This is a genomic window from Spiroplasma endosymbiont of Apeira syringaria (assembly GCF_964020205.1).
Taxonomy (GTDB): domain Bacteria; phylum Bacillota_I; class Bacilli_A; order Mycoplasmatales; family VBWQ01; genus Spiroplasma_E; species Spiroplasma_E ixodetis_A.
The window spans coordinates 1,465,423-1,484,607 of the sequence record NZ_OZ026543.1 but is presented as its reverse complement, the minus strand read 5'-3'; the positions used below and the strand labels follow the sequence as shown (position 1 = coordinate 1,484,607).

The following is a 19,185-nucleotide window of genomic DNA, read 5'->3' as shown; positions in this document are numbered from 1 at the left end:
GTGATAATAAAAAACAATTTCCATTAGATTTTAAATCATTCATTAATAATCCTAATTTAGCACAAGAACAAATACTAAATATTAACTATATACCAATAGCAATTATGCGAAATAAAGCAAATGAATTAGCAGATTGTGATAAAGTAATGGATAAAATTAAAGCATTAGATGTTATTTATGAACAAATTGTTTTAGATACCATTTTAAATTCACCTAAATTTATATTTAGTCAAACTTATGGTAATGTTCAATCAGCATTAGAAGATGCAGTAAGAACTTTGGTTACTAAAAACTACATATTTAAAAGTGGCGGAGATAATAATGAACAAAATGAAAATATCAATATGACAAATAGCAATTTTAAAGGTAAAAATTTAACTGATATATACGATTGAAATGTTAATGAAATATTTAAACGTTGTGGTATTCATATACCAAGTCAAAAGAAATCTGCACAACAATCAGTTCCCGAAAGTACAGCAGTAAATATTTCAACCATTAATTATATTGAACAAAAATTATGACAATTTAATATTGATATTATTAAATTTATTCAAATATTAGTACATTTAGATAAAGATTTATTAAGTAGTAAAACCTTTAATATTAATGATGAGCAAGAAATTAATAATTTAACAGTTAAATTAAAATTATTTAATCCCGAAAATAACCAATTAATAGGAGAGAAAAATGGAAAACAACAACAAACCACAAACGAAATTTCCACAAAAACAAACTAAACTTAATCAAGCAGAAGTAGAAAATGATTATTTAATTGATAATATTCCTTATGACTTTACTAATATGATGCGTGCTACTAGTGACCCAGATATTAATAGAGCATATGATGAATTTAAAAAAAGAACGATATATATTTATGAAATTGAACGTTTATTTAAAAATAATGAAAATAATAGTTTAAAATTTTCAGCAAATACTATTAAAATAGGTTTTATTGATATTGATAAAGTATTAAAAACTACTGCTGTTGAAACATCTGATTTTACTATGCAATTAAATCAAAGAGCAAGTACTAATATTAATGATAATACTATTGAATATAGTATGAATGATATTAAAAATTTAATATTTCAAGAAATAAATTTATTAAATCAATTTAAATTGTATGCTGTGTCTATTAATGAACCATTAACTGAAAATAATATTGATAATTTATATATTATTAATAATTATTCACAACCTTATCAAAATCCAAAAACAAGAAGTACTAAAAGTATAACTATTATTAAAATTAAAGATTTTAAAACAAGAGATGGTTATCCAATTATTATTAAATTACAAAAACCATTAGATAAAGATACAAAAGTTACTGGTTTAAAAATTAAAGCCCCTAGAAGCATGATTTTTGGCAATATAAAGGTACTTGGTGAAGTTGACAATATGGAAGTATACCCAAAGTTATTTGTCAAGGATAAGATAGCATTTCCGTTGTTATCAATGCCTATTGAAACTCAACCAAAAGTTAGAATATTACAACAATGATTTAGTGAACAAATATTACCATGAAATTTAGCAAAACAATTTATTGGACAAGAAAAATCAGTTTTAGATTTAATTGCTATTAGTGGTGGTAAAGAAACAAGAAAAGAAGTTATTAATAATGCAAGAGTAACTGATACTTGATTAGGTTGAGAAATGGGTGGTATTTGAAATGGTAATTGACCATTAAAACATGAAATACATTTAGAAGATAAAAAAGTTTTATCTTTTAATAACGAAGGATGATATGTTTATCTTGCAACCAATAATAGATTTAAAAGTATAGAGATTGAAATAAAAGATGCACCAACAATTGATAGTTTACAAAAATTATTATTAAATATGTTAAGTTATACATATAACTATAATAGAAATTTCGAAGGTGCAGATTATGATGATAAAGGTAAACCAAAAAATAAAATAGCAGAATTAAGAAAAAAATTTGAAGGTCAAAAACCCGATGAAGTAATTACCAACTTATTTAGGCAATGAGAGTTAGATTATCCAAATTATGTTAATTTATCACAAGTTAAAATATTTAAACAAATATTTACTATGTTATCAAAATATATTTATTCATCATTATCAATAAATAAAGGATTAAATGATGATAATAAAATTTTATTGCCATATTATTTTGAATTACAATCAAGTCCAATACAACCTAGTGAAAATGATATTTGACAGTATAAAGATATAAAAGTAGTATTAAAATCTGCTTATTTTGATTTTACTGATATTAATAATATTAAATTGAAAAGTAATGATATTAGTCAAAATGAACTATTTAAACTAGATGATAATCAATTTAACTGATTATCTATTACAAATGAATTAGAAAGTAATAATATTCCCTCATTAATTCCGGCTGATTGAACACTTGGTAATGGTGAATATGGAAAGTACTTTACAAAAACAATTATTAATAACAATAAAATTGAAAATGCTTTAAGTTTATATGGTTCAAATAAATCTCAATTATATTCTAAATTAGAATTTTATAAAGAAATTTTAAAAATTGATAATAATAGTGAATTTGAATTACAAATTGAAAATCCGATTAATAACTTAAATCGGATTGAAATCAGTGGTATATTTGGTGCTGGTAATTATGATTTAATTTTAATAACTGATAAACAAGAAATAAATTTACAAAATATTAATTTATTTGATAAATATAATGAAAATATTTCTTATATTAACTTAGAAATATAAATTATTTATTAAAATATCCATTAGGATATTTACCATTTCATACTATGTCTGTACTGTAATATCAATCGGACTTCTCCCCACATGTACTTGTGGAGGGAATAATGAAACTGAATGAATTCAACAATGCTTTTCAAACTGAACAGCAATGTCTTGCATATATAGCAAATTTGAAAGAAAACAAATGTATTAGGTGTTTTAGTTTTAATTTGAATACTTCTGATTTAAAAAGAATGAGATGTTTAAAATGTAATCAAACATTTAGCATTCTCACAGGCACCATATTTTCAAGGTCACAAACATCTTTAACATCTTGGTTTTATCTTATCTTTAGATGAATAAACACCAAACATGGAATTCCATCAACAGATATTGCAAAAGAATTGGGAGTGACTTTGAAAACTGCTTGAAGAATGACTCATAAAATCAGAACACGTATTGCAAAACAAAAACCTCAATTTATTGTTGAAGGTACAGTGCAAATTGATGAAATGTATCTTTCACATATGGGTTTTAAAAAACAAGGAAGATCCTTGGTGAATAAAACCTTGATTGTTGGCATTTATCAAAAAACAACCAATAATTTAATTGTGAAAGTATTGAAAAAAGCAAAGAGTAAAAATCTTTTGCAGTTTGCAAAAAACCACATTTCTTCAAAATGTCTTGTATATACTGATTCTTGAAAAGGATATTGCGATTTTAAATCAGTTTTCACTAAGCATGAAACAGTTAACCATCAAGATGGCTATGTTTCAAAAATTGGTGTAAATACCAACCAAATTGAATCAGTTTGAAAACATATAAGAAGAACATTTAAAACACATATCAAAGTTGCAAAACATCATGTTCATTTATATGCTAAAGAAGCTGCATATAAATTCAACAAGATACCTAGTTTTGAAACTGTAATTCTATGTTTGATTTAAAAATGTGGGGAGAAGTCCGTAGATAGGCTTTTCTCAGCATTTATGTGATAAAATTAAAATAGTACATAAAGGGAGAAAAGCCATATCAATTTTGAAAAGATATATCAAATTTTCTTCTTAATGGTTCATCTGCAAAATATAACTCAAATTTATAATCTTTTTTTAAAGTATCATTAGGATTAGTTGTTCAAATAGTTTGAACACCTCATTCAACTTGTTTATGTGGAGTTAAAAAATATTTAACTCCACTAACATTATGGGTAAGCACCCCCCCATGATTAATCCTATTGTTCCAGTTGTAGCACCAGTTAGTGCTAATGCTAATGTTATTTTACTTAAATTTGCTTTTATTCATGTTTTCATATTAAATTACTCCTTTTTTCCTTGATTTTACTTATAAATTGTACTATTTTTGATTATTTTTACAAGTACTTTTTTAAACGCAAAATAACGCCTAAATAAAAGGCGTTATTTTGTGATACCTATACTATTAATGATATTGTAGTTGTTTATTATATGGCAAATGTGAAGATGCTTTTTTTCACAGTAGCATTATTTTTACCCCTAATTACATTTTTATATGGATACAGTGCATAAAACAAAGCATCATATGGATCTTGATACATATTTTTGTCAGGAATGTTAGTTTTTGTTTCATCATAACGTAATTCTTCTAAACATTGAGTAGTCTTTGGTAAATCATCTTTATTAGCATAAAAGTTTCCATAACTCATAATATTTCTCATTCATACTACTCTATTAGTTAATCCGGCTTCTTGATTTAAATTTGAAGCATGTTTAATAGCAGTTTGTGTTATTAGAATAGTATTGTGTTCATCAATTAATTTTTGATTTAATCAATCCATTGCTGTTCTTGCTTTATCATCATAAAAATAAATTGCTTGTTCAAAATTATCAAAATTATCCATTAATCCTAAAATTTCATTAACATAAGCATTAATTTTTTCATTTTCATTTATAAAATCATTTGTAGTAACTACTAATTCACAAATAATATATGCATCATAATAACCAGTATTATTATATTCTTTAAAACCAACTACCATAAATACAGTATGGTCTTTTGGTCCCGTAGCTCAATCAATACCAACACTATAAAAATCAAATTTATACATATCTTTTTCTTGATTATAAAATTGTTTTAAAATATATGATTGTCAATATTTTACTGTTTTTTGAAATGGAAAAATTGTTGCATCACTATCTAAAAATTCAAAACCATAATTAACAGAATTAAATTCATCAGGATTACTTTTTTTCATTTCTAATAATGTTCTTTTTTGAATGTCAGGTAATTTATTTCAAAATGGTTGAATAGTAAATCTTAAAACAAATAAACCTAAACCACTAAATATGTCTTGATTTTCATAGTAAACTTTACCAACTTTTTTAAGATTATTCATCACTTTATCATTTAATGGTAAAAACGGCGTACAGTATTTTAAATAAAATGGATGATATTTATCATATGGATTACATGTAAAAGTAATAAAGAAACTTTTGTAAAAATAGCGAGTAATCTTTTGTCAAAATGTACTACTATATATATTTTTATCAATAAATGTTCAACTTCACTCTTTAATAGGTTCTTTTGATACTTTAATACGATTACTTCTAAACATAGAGTTTTGTAAACGTTCATATCGATATGTTAATTGTTTTTCAGTTAATGTTTCTTTTTCTTATGCCATGATTATTTCATCTGTTCTTGAACCTAAAAAACTTGAACCACCTGCTTCTTTTCCAAAAATTTTATTACCATTATCATAACCAATAAAATCAATTTGTTGATTGTTAGGAAAAATAATACATCCACCATCCTTAGTAATTTTTCATTTAATACCATGTGGATTATTAGGTAATAAATTAATATTATATTCATCTAATAAAACTTGACAAACATTCATTAAAGCGCCAATTGTAGTTTCACTATGAGTATTTTCATAGCGTCTTACTTCTTGAACACTACTATCACTAAAATTACAACATATAAATAAATCAAATGCTAAGCAGTTTCAAGTTTTTCTTGTTCCACGTGCTGTTGGTATAAAACGATAAAAACAATTAGTAGTAAAATATTCTGCTCATTCATCACCAACAAATTGTTTAAAAATATCCCAACTAAAACCATAATTATTATCACTAAAATTAAGATTATATTTTTTATTCAGTTGTGCATAACTACTAATAAAAGCCATATTTTACTCCCTAATTTTTATAAACAATACAATTAAATTATTAACAAATAAAATTTTGAAAGGAACATTAAAAATGTTAAAATTACCATTCGTAAATCATTTTGATTGAGACAAACACTATTTTAATCAAGATGAATTAAATTTACAACAAACAGAAGAATTATTTAAAGAAATAGATGATTATTTATGAAGTACATGTGATAAATCTGAATATAAATCATATAGATTTAGAAAAAGAAAATTAAAAACAAAAAAAGGTTTATTAAATTATAAACGACGTATTTGTATACATTATAACCCAAAAACACAAAAAAAGGAATTTGTTTCATTGCTAGATAACTATCTTGGTGTTAAAAAATATAGTAAAATTGCACCAAACGTTATTAAACAAATTTTAAAATATTTTGCTGATGATAAAAAGTATCGTGATGTTTGTGATACTTTTATTGAAGGTTTAATAAGTAATAGTACAGTTTGTAGAACATATCAAAAATTTGAATTACCAAAAGTTAATATTTCTAAAATAGTATTAGAAAAAAATCAAACTTTATATATAAATATTGATGATGGACATCGAAAATTTAAGTTTAATGAAAAACACAATACTAAAAATTGTAAAAAATGTTCTATGAGATTATTAGTATTTTGTACTGGTAAAAAGAAAAATGGAAAATTAATTAATAAAAGAGCTGCATGTCAAATAAGAGTATCAAAAACAGAAATTGGTGCTGAAAAAACTGCAAAATTAATTTAAAAATATGGTAATTTATTTTTTGAAAATTTTGAACAAGCAAATTTAGTAGTTTGCGGAGATAGTGCAAAATGAATTAGAAAAACTGCTACAATTTTAAATGCTAAATTTATTTTAGATAAATTCCATGCTTTTCATGTTTTATTTCTTGGTATAATGGCTGGAAGAAGAAAAAATCAAATTGCTAAATTACACTATCAAAATGCAATAAATTTATTTGAAAAAGGTCAATATTATGAATTAATTGATTTTTTGCAATCATTAACTTTGCAATATAAAAAATTAAAAATTGGTTATTTTATTAATGCAAAAGATGGTGTATTAAACCAAGCATTAGTTGAAAATATTGGTTGCTTTACTGAAACTAATATTAAACAAATTTTAAAGCATATGATTGGTGATAGAACTTATAATATTGATATGTATACAAAAATGGTTAATTTTAAATGCTATCAAATAAATACAGCCATCCAGTTATTATAAATTAAAATTAAAATTTTAAAATAAATGAAAAATAAAATAAAACTTATTAAAGTTTACTTTAATAAGAATTTTTGTGTTATAAAAGTAAGTATTATTGTTGACTAATATTTTTCAAGTGTTAAGATTAACATACAATTGCATATTGAAGTCAAAATTATTCTCGTCTAACTTTATAATTTTAAGACAAATTTGAATATTATTGACAACATCGGTACGCTCCCCTCTTAGGAGCAAATAATCGATATAAATTTTAGTTTTTATACTTATAAAGTATATTTCAAAATAAAATAAAAAGTGAACAATATTGTTCACTTAAAATAGTAACTATTTTATTTTTTTAAAATATAAATAATTAAGAAAATTACTCAAAACTTTTTCATTCAAATTTATTATCCTATTTATAATAAGATTTTATTATAAAGTAAAGATTAAAAAAATATATCTTTAATAGTAATAGCAATAAAGATAACTAAAAATAATATAGCTCCAGCAATACTGACAATAATTTTATATTTTTCATTTAATTTTTTTCTTGTTACCGCTTCAACTGCATTTTCAACAAATTTATAACCATCCAATGGCGGAATTGGTAACATATTTAATAAAAATAAATTAGATGATAATAATGCTGCTCAACGAAAATATGTACTTGCTGCTTGTGTTGATGATAAATCAGGATTTAAAAAACTATTAGTTGATTTAACAATACCAACAGGTCCTGATAAATTTTGTCAATGAAAAGTAACTAATTGTCCTAATGCTTGTAAAAAACTGTAACTATCTTTAAAAGTATCAATGATACCATTACTAATAACTTGCCCTGCATTTAAATAATAACTACCTTGACTAACACCAATGAATAGTACACCTTTTTGTTCTACTCGTTTAAAAGTAACAGTTTTATCATTTTTATTATCAAAAGTAATTTCGTAATCAGCAATAACTGTACCATTAGTAGTCTTTTTATTATATTTACTTAATCATGCTTCTAAATCATAATATGATTTAATTGATTGTTTAGATTCAATATCACCAGTATTATAAATACTAGTAATAGCATCAGTATCTAAAATTTTAAAAGTTGGATTATGTTCATTATATTCTTTAACTGCTTCATATAATGGTCCTGTTGTTGCATAAGTTGGTGGCAAGTTAGGATCATATTTATGTGGATAAATTCCATATCCAATCATTAATAAAATAAAAGCTAATAATAAATTCATTAGTGCACCTGCACTAATGAAAGCTGCTTTTTTACCACGTTGCAAGTTTTCCATCATTCGTTTACCATCAATTACTTCATCTTCTCGTCCTTTAGGAGCATCAGCAATTTCTGAAGCAATAGAAACATAACCACCCAATGGTAATAGTCTTAAAGTATAACGTGTTTCTTTTTTACCTCACTGCAAAAGTTTTGGTCCCATACCAATAGCAAATTCATATACATATGCTCCTGATAATTTAGCAATTACAAAATGAGCAAATTCATGCAATGTAATTAAAAATAATATTGTAAATAAACCAATTAAAATGGCTAAAAATATATACATAACTTCATCCTTAAATTTTATATATTAAGCAATAGCTGCTAGAGTAATTAGAGAACCAAAAATAACTACTGTTGAAAATGAATCTAAACGATCTAATAATCCTCCATGTCCAGGTAAAATATTTGAAAAATCCTTAACATGATAATTACGTTTCAAATAAGAAAATAATAAATCACCCATTTGACTAACGATTGAAAGAATAAAACTAGTAGCAAAATAAGCAATATAGATTGGTGCTTTACTATTAACTTCTAAAAAAGGCAATGGATTATAATTACTTGTTTCTAAAAAAACAGTTACTGTTATCATACTTAAAATAACTGCTGTTATTAAACCAGTAATAGCACCTTCTCAAGTTTTATTTGGTGATATACTTGGTGCCATTTTTGTTTTACCATAAATTATACCACTAATAAAAGCACCAACATCATTAGACATAACAATAATGAATAAAAACAATAATGTTGGTCATCCTATTTTTGAAAGTTTAATTTCTGATAACATTAAAAAATTAACAGCTTTAACAACAAATACTAAATAAATAATTCAAGTAAAAATAAAAATAACATCACTTAATTGAAAATTTTTACTTCGTCAAGCAATTAAAATAAAAATACAAATGAAAAATAATAAAGTTAATAAAGTCATTCAAGTTTCAAATCAATAATGATTATAAATATATGGACCAAAAGTTTCTTTACCAAGCGGAACTCATAAAAGTATGACTCCTGTTAAAATTATAGAAATTTTAAGTACAATTGATCAATTTGATTCTTTTTTTAAATTAATAATTTCTCATAAACAACCAATAAAAATTAAAGTATTAATTATCATAAATGTATAGGCTGATCACTGTGGTTTATTACCAAAAATTGGTTCTAAATAAACTGCCCCAATAAACATTCATAATACACCACAAGCAATTAACATAAAGCTTGTAAGAATACGATTTTGATAGGTTCTAAAAAAATTACTAAGTTTTGCAAAAAAAGAAATTTTAGATTTTATATTTTCTTTATTTATTATCTTTTTTTTCACAATATTTAACCCCTAACTTTTTATTGCTTTATTGCTAAATTTTCATTAAATCGGCTTTTTTATTGTTTTCTATTAATACAAGTTCTTTAATTTTACTATCAGTTAAATCTTGAATTGTAGTTTCTGCATGCTTTTCTTGATCTTCTGGTAATTTTATTTTTTTCAGATTTTGAACAGCATCACGTCGACAATTACGGATTTTAACTTTATATTCTTCAGTTTTTTTACTCAAATCTTTAACTAAATATTTACGAACGTCTTCTGTTAATTGTGGGAAAATTAAACGTATATTCTCTGCTTCGCTTTTAATTTGTAATTTCAAATCAGCTTTTGTAACAGCTTCTGTAATGTCTTTAATTAAACTGCGATCATATGGTTTAATTAATAATTGATGTGCTTCTGCTACTTTAACTTGCGCAATATTACTTAAACTATCAACACCACCATAACATTTAACATTAACTCCTTCTAAGATATTAGGATTAGCTCTTCCGGTGCGAATTTTGTTAATTTCATTTTTATAACGTAAAATTATTTCATTCATCAGATTTGTGGCTTCTAAAATAATAACTTCCATATTTGTTTTCCTCCTAGTTAATAATTTTAAGTTGTTTTTAAATCAAACTATAAAAATTATATAATAATTTTTATTAAAACCAATGGAAAACTATTTAAAAAAATAAAAAACATCATTAATTAATGATGTTTTTTTATTAATATCTTTGGATTTTATTTTCATCATTGTTTAAATCAACTAATATAAAAATACCACCAATAATACCTAATGCAGCACCAAAGATAATTCCTAATATTGCTAAAGCAATTTTTTGATCAGTAGTCGCTTCACATTTACTTACTTTTTTGTATAAAATAAAAGCGGGTATTGTTCATAATAAAGGAATTATAAATATTGATTCTAAAATAAAAACAATAAATATTAATATACTTCCTGCTTTTAACATATTTTTTCTCCTTCTTTAATTTTTATAATTAATAATCGGACTTCTCCCCACATGTACTTGTGGAGGGAATAATGAAACTGAATGAATTCAACAATGCTTTTCAAACTGAACAGCAATGTCTTGCATATATAGCAAATTTGAAAGAAAACAAATGTATTAGGTGTTTTAATTTTAATTTGAATACTTCTGATTTAAAAAGAATGAGATGTTTAAAATGTAATCAAACATTTAGCATTCTCACAGGCACCATATTTTAAAGGTCACAAACATCTTTAACATCTTGGTTTTATCTTATCTTTAGATGAATAAACACCAAACATGGAATTCCATCAACAGATATTGCAAAATAATTGGGAGTGACTTTGAAAACTGCTTGAAGAATGACTCATAAAATCAGAACACGTATTGCAAAACAAAAACCTCAATTTATTGTTGAAGGTACAGTGCAAATTGATGAAATGTATCTTTCACATATGGGTTTTAAAAAACAAGGAAGATCCTTGGTGAATAAAACCTTGATTGTTGGCATTTATCAAAAAACAACCAATAATTTAATTGTGAAAGTATTGAAAAACGCAAAGAGTAAAAATCTTTTGCAGTTTGCAAAAAACCACATTTCTTCAAAATGTCTTGTATATACTGATTCTTGAAAAGGATATTGCGATTTTAAATCAGTTTTCACTAAGCATGAAACAGTTAACCATCAAGATGGCTATGTTTCAAAAATTGGTGTAAATACCAACCAAATTGAATCAGTTTGAAAACATATAAGAAGAACATTTAAAACACATATCAAAGTTGCAAAACATCATGTTCATTTATATGCTAAAGAAGCTGCATATAAATTCAACAAGATACCTAGTTTTGAAACTGTAATTCTATGTTTGATTTAAAAATGTGGGGAGAAGTCCGTAGATAGGCTTTTCTCAGCATTTATGTGATAAAATTAAAATAGTACATAAAGGGAGAAAAGCCTTAATAATATCACTTAATAAAATTGAAAGATACAATTGTGTCCTCATTTAAAGTTTATTTTTTTAACTTATCAATTTTATAAATTTAATTTCTTCTGATTTCAAATGTCTAATTATTAATAATTTTCATTTGTATTAATAGTAACAAAAAAATATGATAATTAACAATAACTGTCATTATATTTTTTAAAATATTTAATGATTTAAACAGTTGGTGGTATACCACAATCTATTCTAGGTAAAAGATGCACATCACCAAAATATATTGCTAAATAAACTTTTAAATTTCTAAAATTTCCTGTTACTAATGGACCATCATCAACTCTAGCATGGAACTGAGTACTAACATTTGTATTCAATATTTGAACTAGAGAATCAAATTGTTTTTGTTTACTTTCTGAATTTATTACTAATTTAAAATCAGCAACAGACTCACCTTGTTTAAATACTTGCGCAGCAGTTAATTTTAAACTATTTTTATCACTAATAAGTTTAGTAATAACTATCTTTGAAATATTTAATCCATCATTTTTAGCAGTATTGATAGTATAAGATTTTACTACACTATCATCATCTTTGCTTATAATATCAATTTGACAAGTACCAGCAAGAACTTTAAAATCAGTTCCTGTATTATTTTCTTCAGTTTTACCCGCTTCAGTACTTGTAATTTTTGCAGATAAGGTAGTAATTTTTTTAACATCATCAGATGAATATTCTTCATTTTCACTACCACTTGTAATCCCTAATTCTTTCAAAAATGCTGCAGCATCAGCATCTTTTGCTTGATTTGGATTTCTAATTTCGTTTGCGTTTAATAAACTGTTTTTAAAATTAGTCATCATAATTTTTGTGTCATCAGCCTCAATTGAATACTTCTCTTTACCAGTAGTTTTATCCCTCTTTAATTCTTGATTAATTAAACTTGTATTTTCATCACTATATCATCCTAATAATTTTGCATATTTACCATTTAATATTGGTCCTTTTGTTTCAAAATCACAGGCAACAATTGAACTTGCTACAGTTGTAATTAAAGTAGTAGCAGCCATTAATCGTAATAATGTTTTTATATTTCTCATATAATATTTTCTCCCCTTTTAGATAATTTTCTAAAAAATATAAATTATTTTCTGCTATTTATTATATATTCTTCTTGATTTGAAACTATTTTTATAATTTTAATTATTAATAATATTTCGGACTTCTCCCCACATGTACTTGTGGAGGGAATAATGAAACTGAATGAATTCAACAATGCTTTTCAAACTGAACAGCAATGTCTTGCATATATAGCAAATTTGAAAGAAAACAAATGTATTAGGTGTTTTAATTTTAATTTGAATACTTCTGATTTAAAAAGAATGAGATGTTTAAAATGTAATCAAACATTTAGCATTCTCACAGGCACCATATTTTCAAGGTCACAAACATCTTTAACATCTTGGTTTTATCTTATCTTTAGATGAATAAACACCAAACATGGAATTCCATCAACAGATATTGCAAAAGAATTGGGAGTGACTTTGAAAACTGCTTGAAGAATGACTCATAAAATCAGAACACGTATTGCAAAACAAAAACCTCAATTTATTGTTGAAGGTACAGTGCAAATTGATGAAATGTATCTTTCACATATGGGTTTTAAAAAACTGGAATGGCAACCCTTTTTAGGACTATTTTTTGGTAGACATTTGTTTTTGATAATTAACTGGAGTTAAGTAGTTTAAAGTGCCGTGAATTCTTATGTTGTTATATCAATTGATGTAATCAAATAATTCTAATTTTAATTGGATTAATGATGTAAAATTTTTATCATTAATAAATTCGGTTTTGAAAGTTTTAAAGGTTGCTTCAGCAACAGCGTTATCATAAGGACAACCTTTTTTGCTTAAAGAGCGATTAATATTGAATGCTAGTAAAAGTTTATCAATAATTTTATTATTAAATTCATTACCGCGATCACTATGAAATATTTGAATATCTTTTAAACAGCGATTTGAGTGCATAAATGCTTGATATACTAATGATGCATCTTTTTTAGTACCTACACTATGTCCAATTATTTCGCGGTTAAATAGGTCAATTAATAAACAAATATAGTTTCACTTACCATTTACTTGAACATAAGTTAAATCACTAACAATAACTTCATTTTTAACTCTATTATTAAAGTTTCTATTAACAAGATTGGTTATTTGACTATCATTGACTTTATTATGATAATTTTTGAATGATAATTTAGTGTATTTTGATATTAAATTATGTTTATTCATAATTTCTTTAATTTTTCTTCTTGATAAATAAATTTCTTGGTTTTCTAGAATGACTTTTAATCTTCTAGTACCATAAACTTCTTTATTTTTTTTAAAAGCACTAATAACAGCTTGTTCATAAATATTATTTTGAATTTTATTTTTTTTCTTTAAATTAAAATAATATGTTGATTTAGAGAGTTTTAAAAAATGACACATTGTGCGAATTTTATATTTAGATTTATTATTTGCAATAATCTCTACTTTCTGCCTATTATTAGTGCTGCTTGCTTTAAAATATCATTTTCCATTCTTAATTGTTTTAATTCTTTTCTTAATTTAATTAATTCATTTTCTTCAACATAACGATTATCTTTAGTTTTAAAACTACCTGAATTAGTAAATTGCTTAATTCAATTGTAAGTAGCTGCTCTTGTAACATTATATTCTTTAACAAGGAAAGATACTGATTTGCCACTTTGATATAAAGCTACTATTTGTTTTTTAAATTCATCGGTATATGAGTTAATATTGGCCATAATTATAGTTCCTTTCTTTGTTCACTTGTCTATGTAATTAGTGTCCAATAAAGTGTAACCCATCCAAACAAGGAAGATCCTTGGTGAATAAAACCTTGATTGTTGGCATTTATCAAAAAACAACCAATAATTTAATTGTGAAAGTATTGAAAAACGCAAAGAGTAAAAATCTTTTGCAGTTTGCAAAAAACCACATTTCTTCAAAATGTCTTGTATATACTGATTCTTGAAAAGGATATTGCGATTTTAAATCAGTTTTCACTAAGCATGAAACAGTTAACCATCAAGATGGCTATGTTTCAAAAATTGGTGTAAATACCAACCAAATTGAATCAGTTTGAAAACATATAAGAAGAACATTTAAAACACATATCAAAGTTGCAAAACATCATGTTCATTTATATGCTAAAGAAGCTGCATATAAATTCAACAAGATACCTAGTTTTGAAACTGTAATTCTATGTTTGATTTAAAAATGTGGGGAGAAGTCCGTAGATAGGCTTTTCTCAGCATTTATGTGATAAAATTAAAATAGTACATAAAGGGAGAAAAGCCTAATATTTTTTAAATGATAAAAAAAGAATATAAATTAAAAAAGATTGCAATTGCAATCTTTTAAAATATATTTAAGCTTGTGGAGTTCCAAAATCTAGAGTATTTGTAACTTTTACTTCTCCAAATTTTACGGTTAAGTATACTTTTTGAGCTGTATACTTAGGTATCACTGTTTGACCTTGATCATCAGAAGTTCAAACTAATGATACTTTATCTTTGCTAAATAAGTTAACTAAAGAATTATATAGATTTTTTTCTTTAGAATTCTTAGTTTTTCAAGGTAAAGACTTAAGTACATCTTTGCCTTGTTCAAATCCATTAGCTTTAGTTAAATCCAATTTTGCTGATTGTACAAGCGTATCTACTTGAGTAGGAACACCTAATGTATCTTTCTTAAGAGTACTAATAGTATATTTTTTTACAGATTTGGCATCATCTCCAGTTCCCTTATCCATAATATTAATTTGACAAGTACCAGCTGCAACTTTAAAATCAGTTGTACCAACAGCTTCAATTTTACCTGCTTCAGTACTTTCAACTTTTGCAGATAAAGAAGTAATAGATGTAACTTCTTCAGCTTTATAAAAAGCAGTAGTGCTACCAGATGTAAATCCTAAATCTTTTAAAAACGCTGCAGCATCAGCATCTTTTGCTTTAAATTTGTCAACATCAGCACCGTCACCTGTTTTTAATAATTTTTCGTTAAATTTAGTTGCTGTAATTTTTGTACTATCAGCAGCAGGAACAGAAATTGAATAACTTTCTTTACCAGCAGTATCATCCTTTTTTAGTTCTTGATTAATTGTACTTGTATTTTCATCACTATATCATCCTAGTAATGCTGCATATTTGCCATCTAATGTTGGCGCTTTTGTTTGAGTTCCACATGCAACAACTGAACTTGCTGCAACTGTTGTTAAAGCAGCAGCACCCATTAGTCGTAGTAATGTTTTCATGTTTCTCATATTGTTTTTCCCCCTTAGATAATTTTTCTGAAAAATATAAACTATTTTCTGTTCATAATTATACATTCTTTTTTATTTGGTGTTCTTTTTATAATATTTTTCATTATTAAGTGTTATTTTGCTTTTTTTAAAAAAATAATTTCAAAAATGTTAGGATTAAATTGTTCATTAACTGAACATTCTTATTATTTTTTATATATACTCTACAGTACTTCCAAGATTATTGAGTAATATAATGTAAAAAGAACTGAAAATTTTTCAGGTCTTTTTATATTTAAAAATTAAGAACAGAAAATAAAAATACATTTTTTTAATTAAAATTTCAAGGACAGAAGATTATTAGAAAAATTAATTTATTAAATTTTGTTCGCTTATAACTGTGTTTTTAATAGTCTAATTGTTCTTTATGAATTTGAATGTTTTCTGGATTATTATTATTTAAAATAATTTGATTCATTATATTTCTTTGAATATTAGAAGAAGAAGTACATTTTCCTGAATTTTCTTCAATTTTATTTTTAATATATTCAGATAATTCAAATAAATTTAATGCTTTCTCATTTATTTTTAAGTTACTATTTTCAGTAATTTGTAAATTATTTTGAACAAATACTACAAGACTAAAAAAATTTAAATTGTTTTAAATTAATGTTTTCTTTTTTTAAAAGATACAGAATAGTTCTAACATGACTTCTATTTTGATAAAGAGGTTATGGAATAAATTCTTGTCTTTCACCATGATATTGGATTCAATTTTTTTTAAAATAATCTCCATAAGTTTTTAAAGATCAATTTTTAGTCTCAATTATAAAAATACAACTATTTAAAATTAATAAATGATCAATTTGATTAATTTTTCCTTCAATAGATTGTAAATATAAATTGTTAAATAATTGTAAATCTTCTTCATGGAATGGCAACCCTTTTTAGGACTATTTTTTGGTAGACATTTGTTTTTGATAATTAACTGGAGTTAAGTAGTTTAAAGTGCCGTGAATTCTTATGTTGTTATATCAATTGATGTAATCAAATAATTCTAATTTTAATTGGATTAATGATGTAAAATTTTTATCATTAATAAATTCGGTTTTGAAAGTTTTAAAGGTTGATTCAGCAACAGCGTTATCATAAGGACAACCTTTTTTGCTTAAAGAGCGATTAATATTGAATGCTAGTAAAAGTTTATCAATAATTTTATTATTAAATTCATTACCGCGATCACTATGAAATATTTGAATATCTTTTAAACAGCGATTTGAGTGCATAAATGCTTGATATACTAATGATGCATCTTTTTTAGTACCTACACTATGTCCAATTATTTCGCGGTTAAATAGGTCAATTAATAAACAAATATAGTTTCACTTACCATTTACTTGAACATAAGTTAAATCACTAACAATAACTTCATTTTTAACTCTATTATTAAAGTTTCTATTAACAAGATTGGTTATTTGACTATCATTGACTTTATTATGATAATTTTTGAATGATAATTTAGTGTATTTTGATATTAAATTATGTTTATTCATAATTTCTTTAATTTTTCTTCTTGATAAATAAATTTCTTGGTTTTCTAGAATGACTTTTAATCTTCTAGTACCATAAACTTCTTTATTTTTTTTAAAAGCACTAATAACAGCTTGTTCATAAATATTATTTTGAATTTTATTTTTTTTCTTTAAATTAAAATAATATGTTGATTTAGAGAGTTTTAAAAAATGACACATTGTGCGAATTTTATATTTAGATTTATTATTTGCAATAATCTCTACTTTCTGCCTATTATTAGTGCTGCTTGCTTTAAAATATCATTTTCCATTCTTAATTGTTTTAATTCTTTTCTTAATTTAATTAATTCATTTTCTTCAACATAACGATTATCTTTAGTTTTAAAACTACCTGAATTAGTAAATTGCTTAATTCAATTGTAAGTAGCTGCTCTTGTAACATTATATTCTTTAACAAGGCAAGATACTGATTTGCCACTTTGATATAAAGCTACTATTTGTTTTTTAAATTCATCGGTATATGAGTTAATATTGGCCATAATTATAGTTCCTTTTGGAATGGCAACCCTTTTTAGGACTATTTTTTGGTAGACATTTGTTTTTGATAATTAACTGGAGTTAAGTAGTTTAAAGTGCCGTGAATTCTTATGTTGTTATATCAATTGATGTAATCAAATAATTCTAATTTTAATTGGATTAATGATGTAAAATTTTTATCATTAATAAATTCGGTTTTGAAAGTTTTAAAGGTTGCTTCAGCAACAGCGTTATCATAAGGACAACCTTTTTTGCTTAAAGAGCGATTAATATTGAATGCTAGTAAAAGTTTATCAATAATTTTATTATTAAATTCATTACCGCGATCACTATGAAATATTTGAATATCTTTTAAACAGCGATTTGAGTGCATAAATGCTTGATATACTAATGATGCATCTTTTTTAGTACCTACACTATGTCCAATTATTTCGCGGTTAAATAGGTCAATTAATAAACAAATATAGTTTCACTTACCATTTACTTGAACATAAGTTAAATCACTAACAATAACTTCATTTTTAACTCTATTATTAAAGTTTCTATCAACAAGATTGTTTATTGGACTATCGTTAACTTTGTTATTATGATTTTTGTATGATAATTTAGTGTATTTTGATATTAAATTATGTTTATTCATAATTTCTTTAATTTTTCGTCTTGATAAATAAATTTCTTGGTTTTCTAGAATGACTTTTAATCTTCTAGTACCATAAACTTCTTTATTTTCTTTAAAAGCACTAATAACAGCTTCATCATAAATATTATTTTTGATTTTATTTTCTTTTTTCTTTAAATTAAAATAATATGTTGATTTAGAGATTTTTAAAAAATGACACATTGTGCGAATTTTATATTTAACTTTATTTTTGACAATAATTTCTATTTTCTGCCTATTATTAGTGCTGCTTGCTTTAAAATATCATTTTCCATTCTTAATTGTTTTAATTCTTTTCTTAATTTAATTAATTCATTTTCTTCAACAGAACGATTATCTTTAGTTTTAAAACTACCTGAATTAGTAAATTGCTTAATTCAATTGTAAGTAGCTGCTCTTGTAACATTATATTCTTTAGCAAGGCAAGATACTGATTTGCCACTTTGATATAAAGCTACTATTTGTTTTTTAAATTCATCGGTATATGAGTTAATATTGGCCATAATTATAGTTCCTTTCTTTGTTCACTTGTCTACGTAATTAGTGTCTG

Annotated in this window: 24 protein-coding genes; 9 read left to right on the top strand and 15 right to left on the bottom strand. The window is 24.5% G+C overall.

Annotated elements, in window-relative coordinates:
* The first annotated feature begins 104 nt into the window (after positions 1 to 104).
* From AACL02_RS09160 to AACL02_RS09150, 3 genes are all read left to right on the top strand, one after another.
* The gene (locus tag AACL02_RS09160; protein WP_339041046.1) at positions 105 to 740 is read left to right on the top strand and encodes a hypothetical protein; all 636 of its coding nucleotides are present in this window, start codon (positions 105 to 107) and stop codon (positions 738 to 740) included.
* The gene (locus AACL02_RS09155; protein ID WP_339041044.1) at positions 691 to 2,715 is read left to right on the top strand and encodes a hypothetical protein; all 2,025 of its coding nucleotides are present in this window, start codon (positions 691 to 693) and stop codon (positions 2,713 to 2,715) included. The genes AACL02_RS09160 and AACL02_RS09155 overlap by 50 nt, the downstream gene beginning before the upstream one ends.
* A gap of 107 nt (positions 2,716 to 2,822) precedes the next feature.
* The gene (locus tag AACL02_RS09150) at positions 2,823 to 3,638 is read left to right on the top strand and encodes an IS1595 family transposase (protein WP_339043702.1); all 816 of its coding nucleotides are present in this window, start codon (positions 2,823 to 2,825) and stop codon (positions 3,636 to 3,638) included.
* A gap of 228 nt (positions 3,639 to 3,866) precedes the next feature.
* On the opposite strand, the gene AACL02_RS09145 is transcribed toward AACL02_RS09150, so the two are convergent.
* From AACL02_RS09145 to AACL02_RS09135, 3 genes are all read right to left on the bottom strand, one after another.
* Entirely contained in the window at positions 3,867 to 4,001 is a 135-nt protein-coding gene (locus AACL02_RS09145; RefSeq protein ID WP_339041042.1) for a hypothetical protein, read from the bottom strand.
* A gap of 149 nt (positions 4,002 to 4,150) precedes the next feature.
* Positions 4,151 to 5,281, bottom strand: a complete 1,131-nt coding sequence (locus tag AACL02_RS09140; RefSeq protein WP_339041040.1) for a hypothetical protein — start codon at positions 5,279 to 5,281, stop codon at positions 4,151 to 4,153.
* A 60-nt stretch (positions 5,282 to 5,341) separates the two neighbouring features.
* Positions 5,342 to 5,857 (bottom strand): hypothetical protein, encoded by a 516-nt coding sequence (locus tag AACL02_RS09135; RefSeq protein ID WP_339041038.1) that lies wholly within the window; start codon positions 5,855 to 5,857, stop codon positions 5,342 to 5,344.
* Positions 5,858 to 5,930: 73 nt separating this feature from the next.
* On the opposite strand from AACL02_RS09135, the gene AACL02_RS09130 reads away from it, so the two are divergent.
* Positions 5,931 to 6,611, top strand: a complete 681-nt coding sequence (locus AACL02_RS09130; protein WP_339041036.1) for a UPF0236 family transposase-like protein — start codon at positions 5,931 to 5,933, stop codon at positions 6,609 to 6,611.
* Between the two features lie 153 nt (positions 6,612 to 6,764).
* Positions 6,765 to 7,091, top strand: a complete 327-nt coding sequence (locus tag AACL02_RS09125; RefSeq protein ID WP_339041033.1) for a hypothetical protein — start codon at positions 6,765 to 6,767, stop codon at positions 7,089 to 7,091.
* Positions 7,092 to 7,519: 428 nt separating this feature from the next.
* Here AACL02_RS09125 and AACL02_RS09120 read toward each other — a convergent pair whose 3' ends face one another.
* The 4 genes from AACL02_RS09120 to AACL02_RS09105 form a co-directional block, all read right to left on the bottom strand.
* Positions 7,520 to 8,641 (bottom strand): site-2 protease family protein, encoded by a 1,122-nt coding sequence (locus AACL02_RS09120; protein ID WP_339041031.1) that lies wholly within the window; start codon positions 8,639 to 8,641, stop codon positions 7,520 to 7,522.
* Between the two features lie 24 nt (positions 8,642 to 8,665).
* The gene (locus AACL02_RS09115; RefSeq protein WP_339041028.1) at positions 8,666 to 9,679 is read right to left on the bottom strand and encodes a phosphatidate cytidylyltransferase; all 1,014 of its coding nucleotides are present in this window, start codon (positions 9,677 to 9,679) and stop codon (positions 8,666 to 8,668) included.
* Between the two features lie 34 nt (positions 9,680 to 9,713).
* Positions 9,714 to 10,256 (bottom strand): ribosome-recycling factor, encoded by a 543-nt coding sequence (locus AACL02_RS09110; RefSeq protein ID WP_339041026.1) that lies wholly within the window; start codon positions 10,254 to 10,256, stop codon positions 9,714 to 9,716.
* A gap of 136 nt (positions 10,257 to 10,392) precedes the next feature.
* A complete protein-coding gene (locus AACL02_RS09105; RefSeq protein ID WP_339041024.1) occupies positions 10,393 to 10,641 on the bottom strand; it encodes a hypothetical protein in 249 nt (82 codons plus the stop codon).
* A 71-nt stretch (positions 10,642 to 10,712) separates the two neighbouring features.
* On the opposite strand from AACL02_RS09105, the gene AACL02_RS09100 reads away from it, so the two are divergent.
* Both AACL02_RS09100 and AACL02_RS09095 read left to right on the top strand, forming a co-directional pair.
* Positions 10,713 to 10,898, top strand: coding sequence for a hypothetical protein (locus tag AACL02_RS09100; protein WP_281748957.1), 186 nt, complete (start codon positions 10,713 to 10,715; stop codon positions 10,896 to 10,898).
* 99 nt (positions 10,899 to 10,997) lie between these two features.
* Positions 10,998 to 11,534 (top strand): IS1595 family transposase, encoded by a 537-nt coding sequence (locus tag AACL02_RS09095; protein WP_281748497.1) that lies wholly within the window; start codon positions 10,998 to 11,000, stop codon positions 11,532 to 11,534.
* Here AACL02_RS09095 and AACL02_RS09090 read toward each other — a convergent pair.
* From AACL02_RS09090 to AACL02_RS09080, 3 genes are all read right to left on the bottom strand, one after another.
* On the bottom strand, positions 11,520 to 11,651 hold the full coding sequence (locus AACL02_RS09090) for a hypothetical protein (RefSeq protein WP_339041022.1): 132 nt from the start codon (positions 11,649 to 11,651) through the stop codon (positions 11,520 to 11,522). The genes AACL02_RS09095 and AACL02_RS09090 overlap by 15 nt on opposite strands.
* Positions 11,652 to 11,818: 167 nt before the next feature.
* Positions 11,819 to 12,697, bottom strand: coding sequence for a hypothetical protein (locus AACL02_RS09085; RefSeq protein ID WP_339041020.1), 879 nt, complete (start codon positions 12,695 to 12,697; stop codon positions 11,819 to 11,821).
* Positions 12,698 to 12,741: 44 nt separating this feature from the next.
* Complete coding sequence (locus AACL02_RS09080) at positions 12,742 to 12,870, bottom strand: hypothetical protein (RefSeq protein ID WP_339041018.1); 129 nt, start codon at positions 12,868 to 12,870, stop codon at positions 12,742 to 12,744.
* Here AACL02_RS09080 and AACL02_RS09075 point away from each other — a divergent pair.
* Positions 12,851 to 13,336: a hypothetical protein gene (locus tag AACL02_RS09075; protein WP_339041016.1), complete on the top strand. Its 486-nt coding sequence runs from the start codon at positions 12,851 to 12,853 to the stop codon at positions 13,334 to 13,336. The genes AACL02_RS09080 and AACL02_RS09075 overlap by 20 nt on opposite strands.
* Here the strand turns inward: AACL02_RS09075 and AACL02_RS09070 are convergent.
* Positions 13,292 to 14,409 (bottom strand): IS3 family transposase gene (locus AACL02_RS09070; protein WP_422397819.1). Its coding sequence is split into 2 segments (ribosomal slippage): positions 13,292 to 14,139 and positions 14,139 to 14,409, totalling 1,119 coding nucleotides; the frame shifts between segments, so codons are not numbered across the junction. The genes AACL02_RS09075 and AACL02_RS09070 overlap by 45 nt on opposite strands.
* 47 nt (positions 14,410 to 14,456) lie before the next feature.
* On the opposite strand from AACL02_RS09070, the gene AACL02_RS09065 reads away from it, so the two are divergent.
* Positions 14,457 to 14,882, top strand: coding sequence for an IS1595 family transposase (locus tag AACL02_RS09065; RefSeq protein WP_339043701.1), 426 nt, complete (start codon positions 14,457 to 14,459; stop codon positions 14,880 to 14,882).
* A gap of 153 nt (positions 14,883 to 15,035) precedes the next feature.
* Here AACL02_RS09065 and AACL02_RS09060 read toward each other — a convergent pair whose 3' ends face one another.
* The 4 genes from AACL02_RS09060 to AACL02_RS09045 form a co-directional block, all read right to left on the bottom strand.
* Positions 15,036 to 15,995, bottom strand: coding sequence for a hypothetical protein (locus tag AACL02_RS09060; protein ID WP_339041013.1), 960 nt, complete (start codon positions 15,993 to 15,995; stop codon positions 15,036 to 15,038).
* A gap of 644 nt (positions 15,996 to 16,639) precedes the next feature.
* Positions 16,640 to 16,849: a nuclease-related domain-containing protein gene (locus AACL02_RS09055; protein WP_339041010.1), complete on the bottom strand. Its 210-nt coding sequence runs from the start codon at positions 16,847 to 16,849 to the stop codon at positions 16,640 to 16,642.
* 12 nt (positions 16,850 to 16,861) lie between these two features.
* Positions 16,862 to 17,979, bottom strand: a protein-coding gene (locus AACL02_RS09050) for an IS3 family transposase (protein WP_339041008.1) whose coding sequence is annotated in 2 segments (ribosomal slippage) — positions 16,862 to 17,736 and positions 17,736 to 17,979 — 1,119 coding nt in all. Because the reading frame shifts where the segments join, the coding sequence is not laid out codon by codon here.
* A 38-nt stretch (positions 17,980 to 18,017) separates the two neighbouring features.
* Positions 18,018 to 19,138 (bottom strand): IS3 family transposase gene (locus AACL02_RS09045; protein WP_339041006.1). Its coding sequence is split into 2 segments (ribosomal slippage): positions 18,018 to 18,895 and positions 18,895 to 19,138, totalling 1,122 coding nucleotides; the frame shifts between segments, so codons are not numbered across the junction.
* Positions 19,139 to 19,185: the final 47 nt, after the last annotated feature.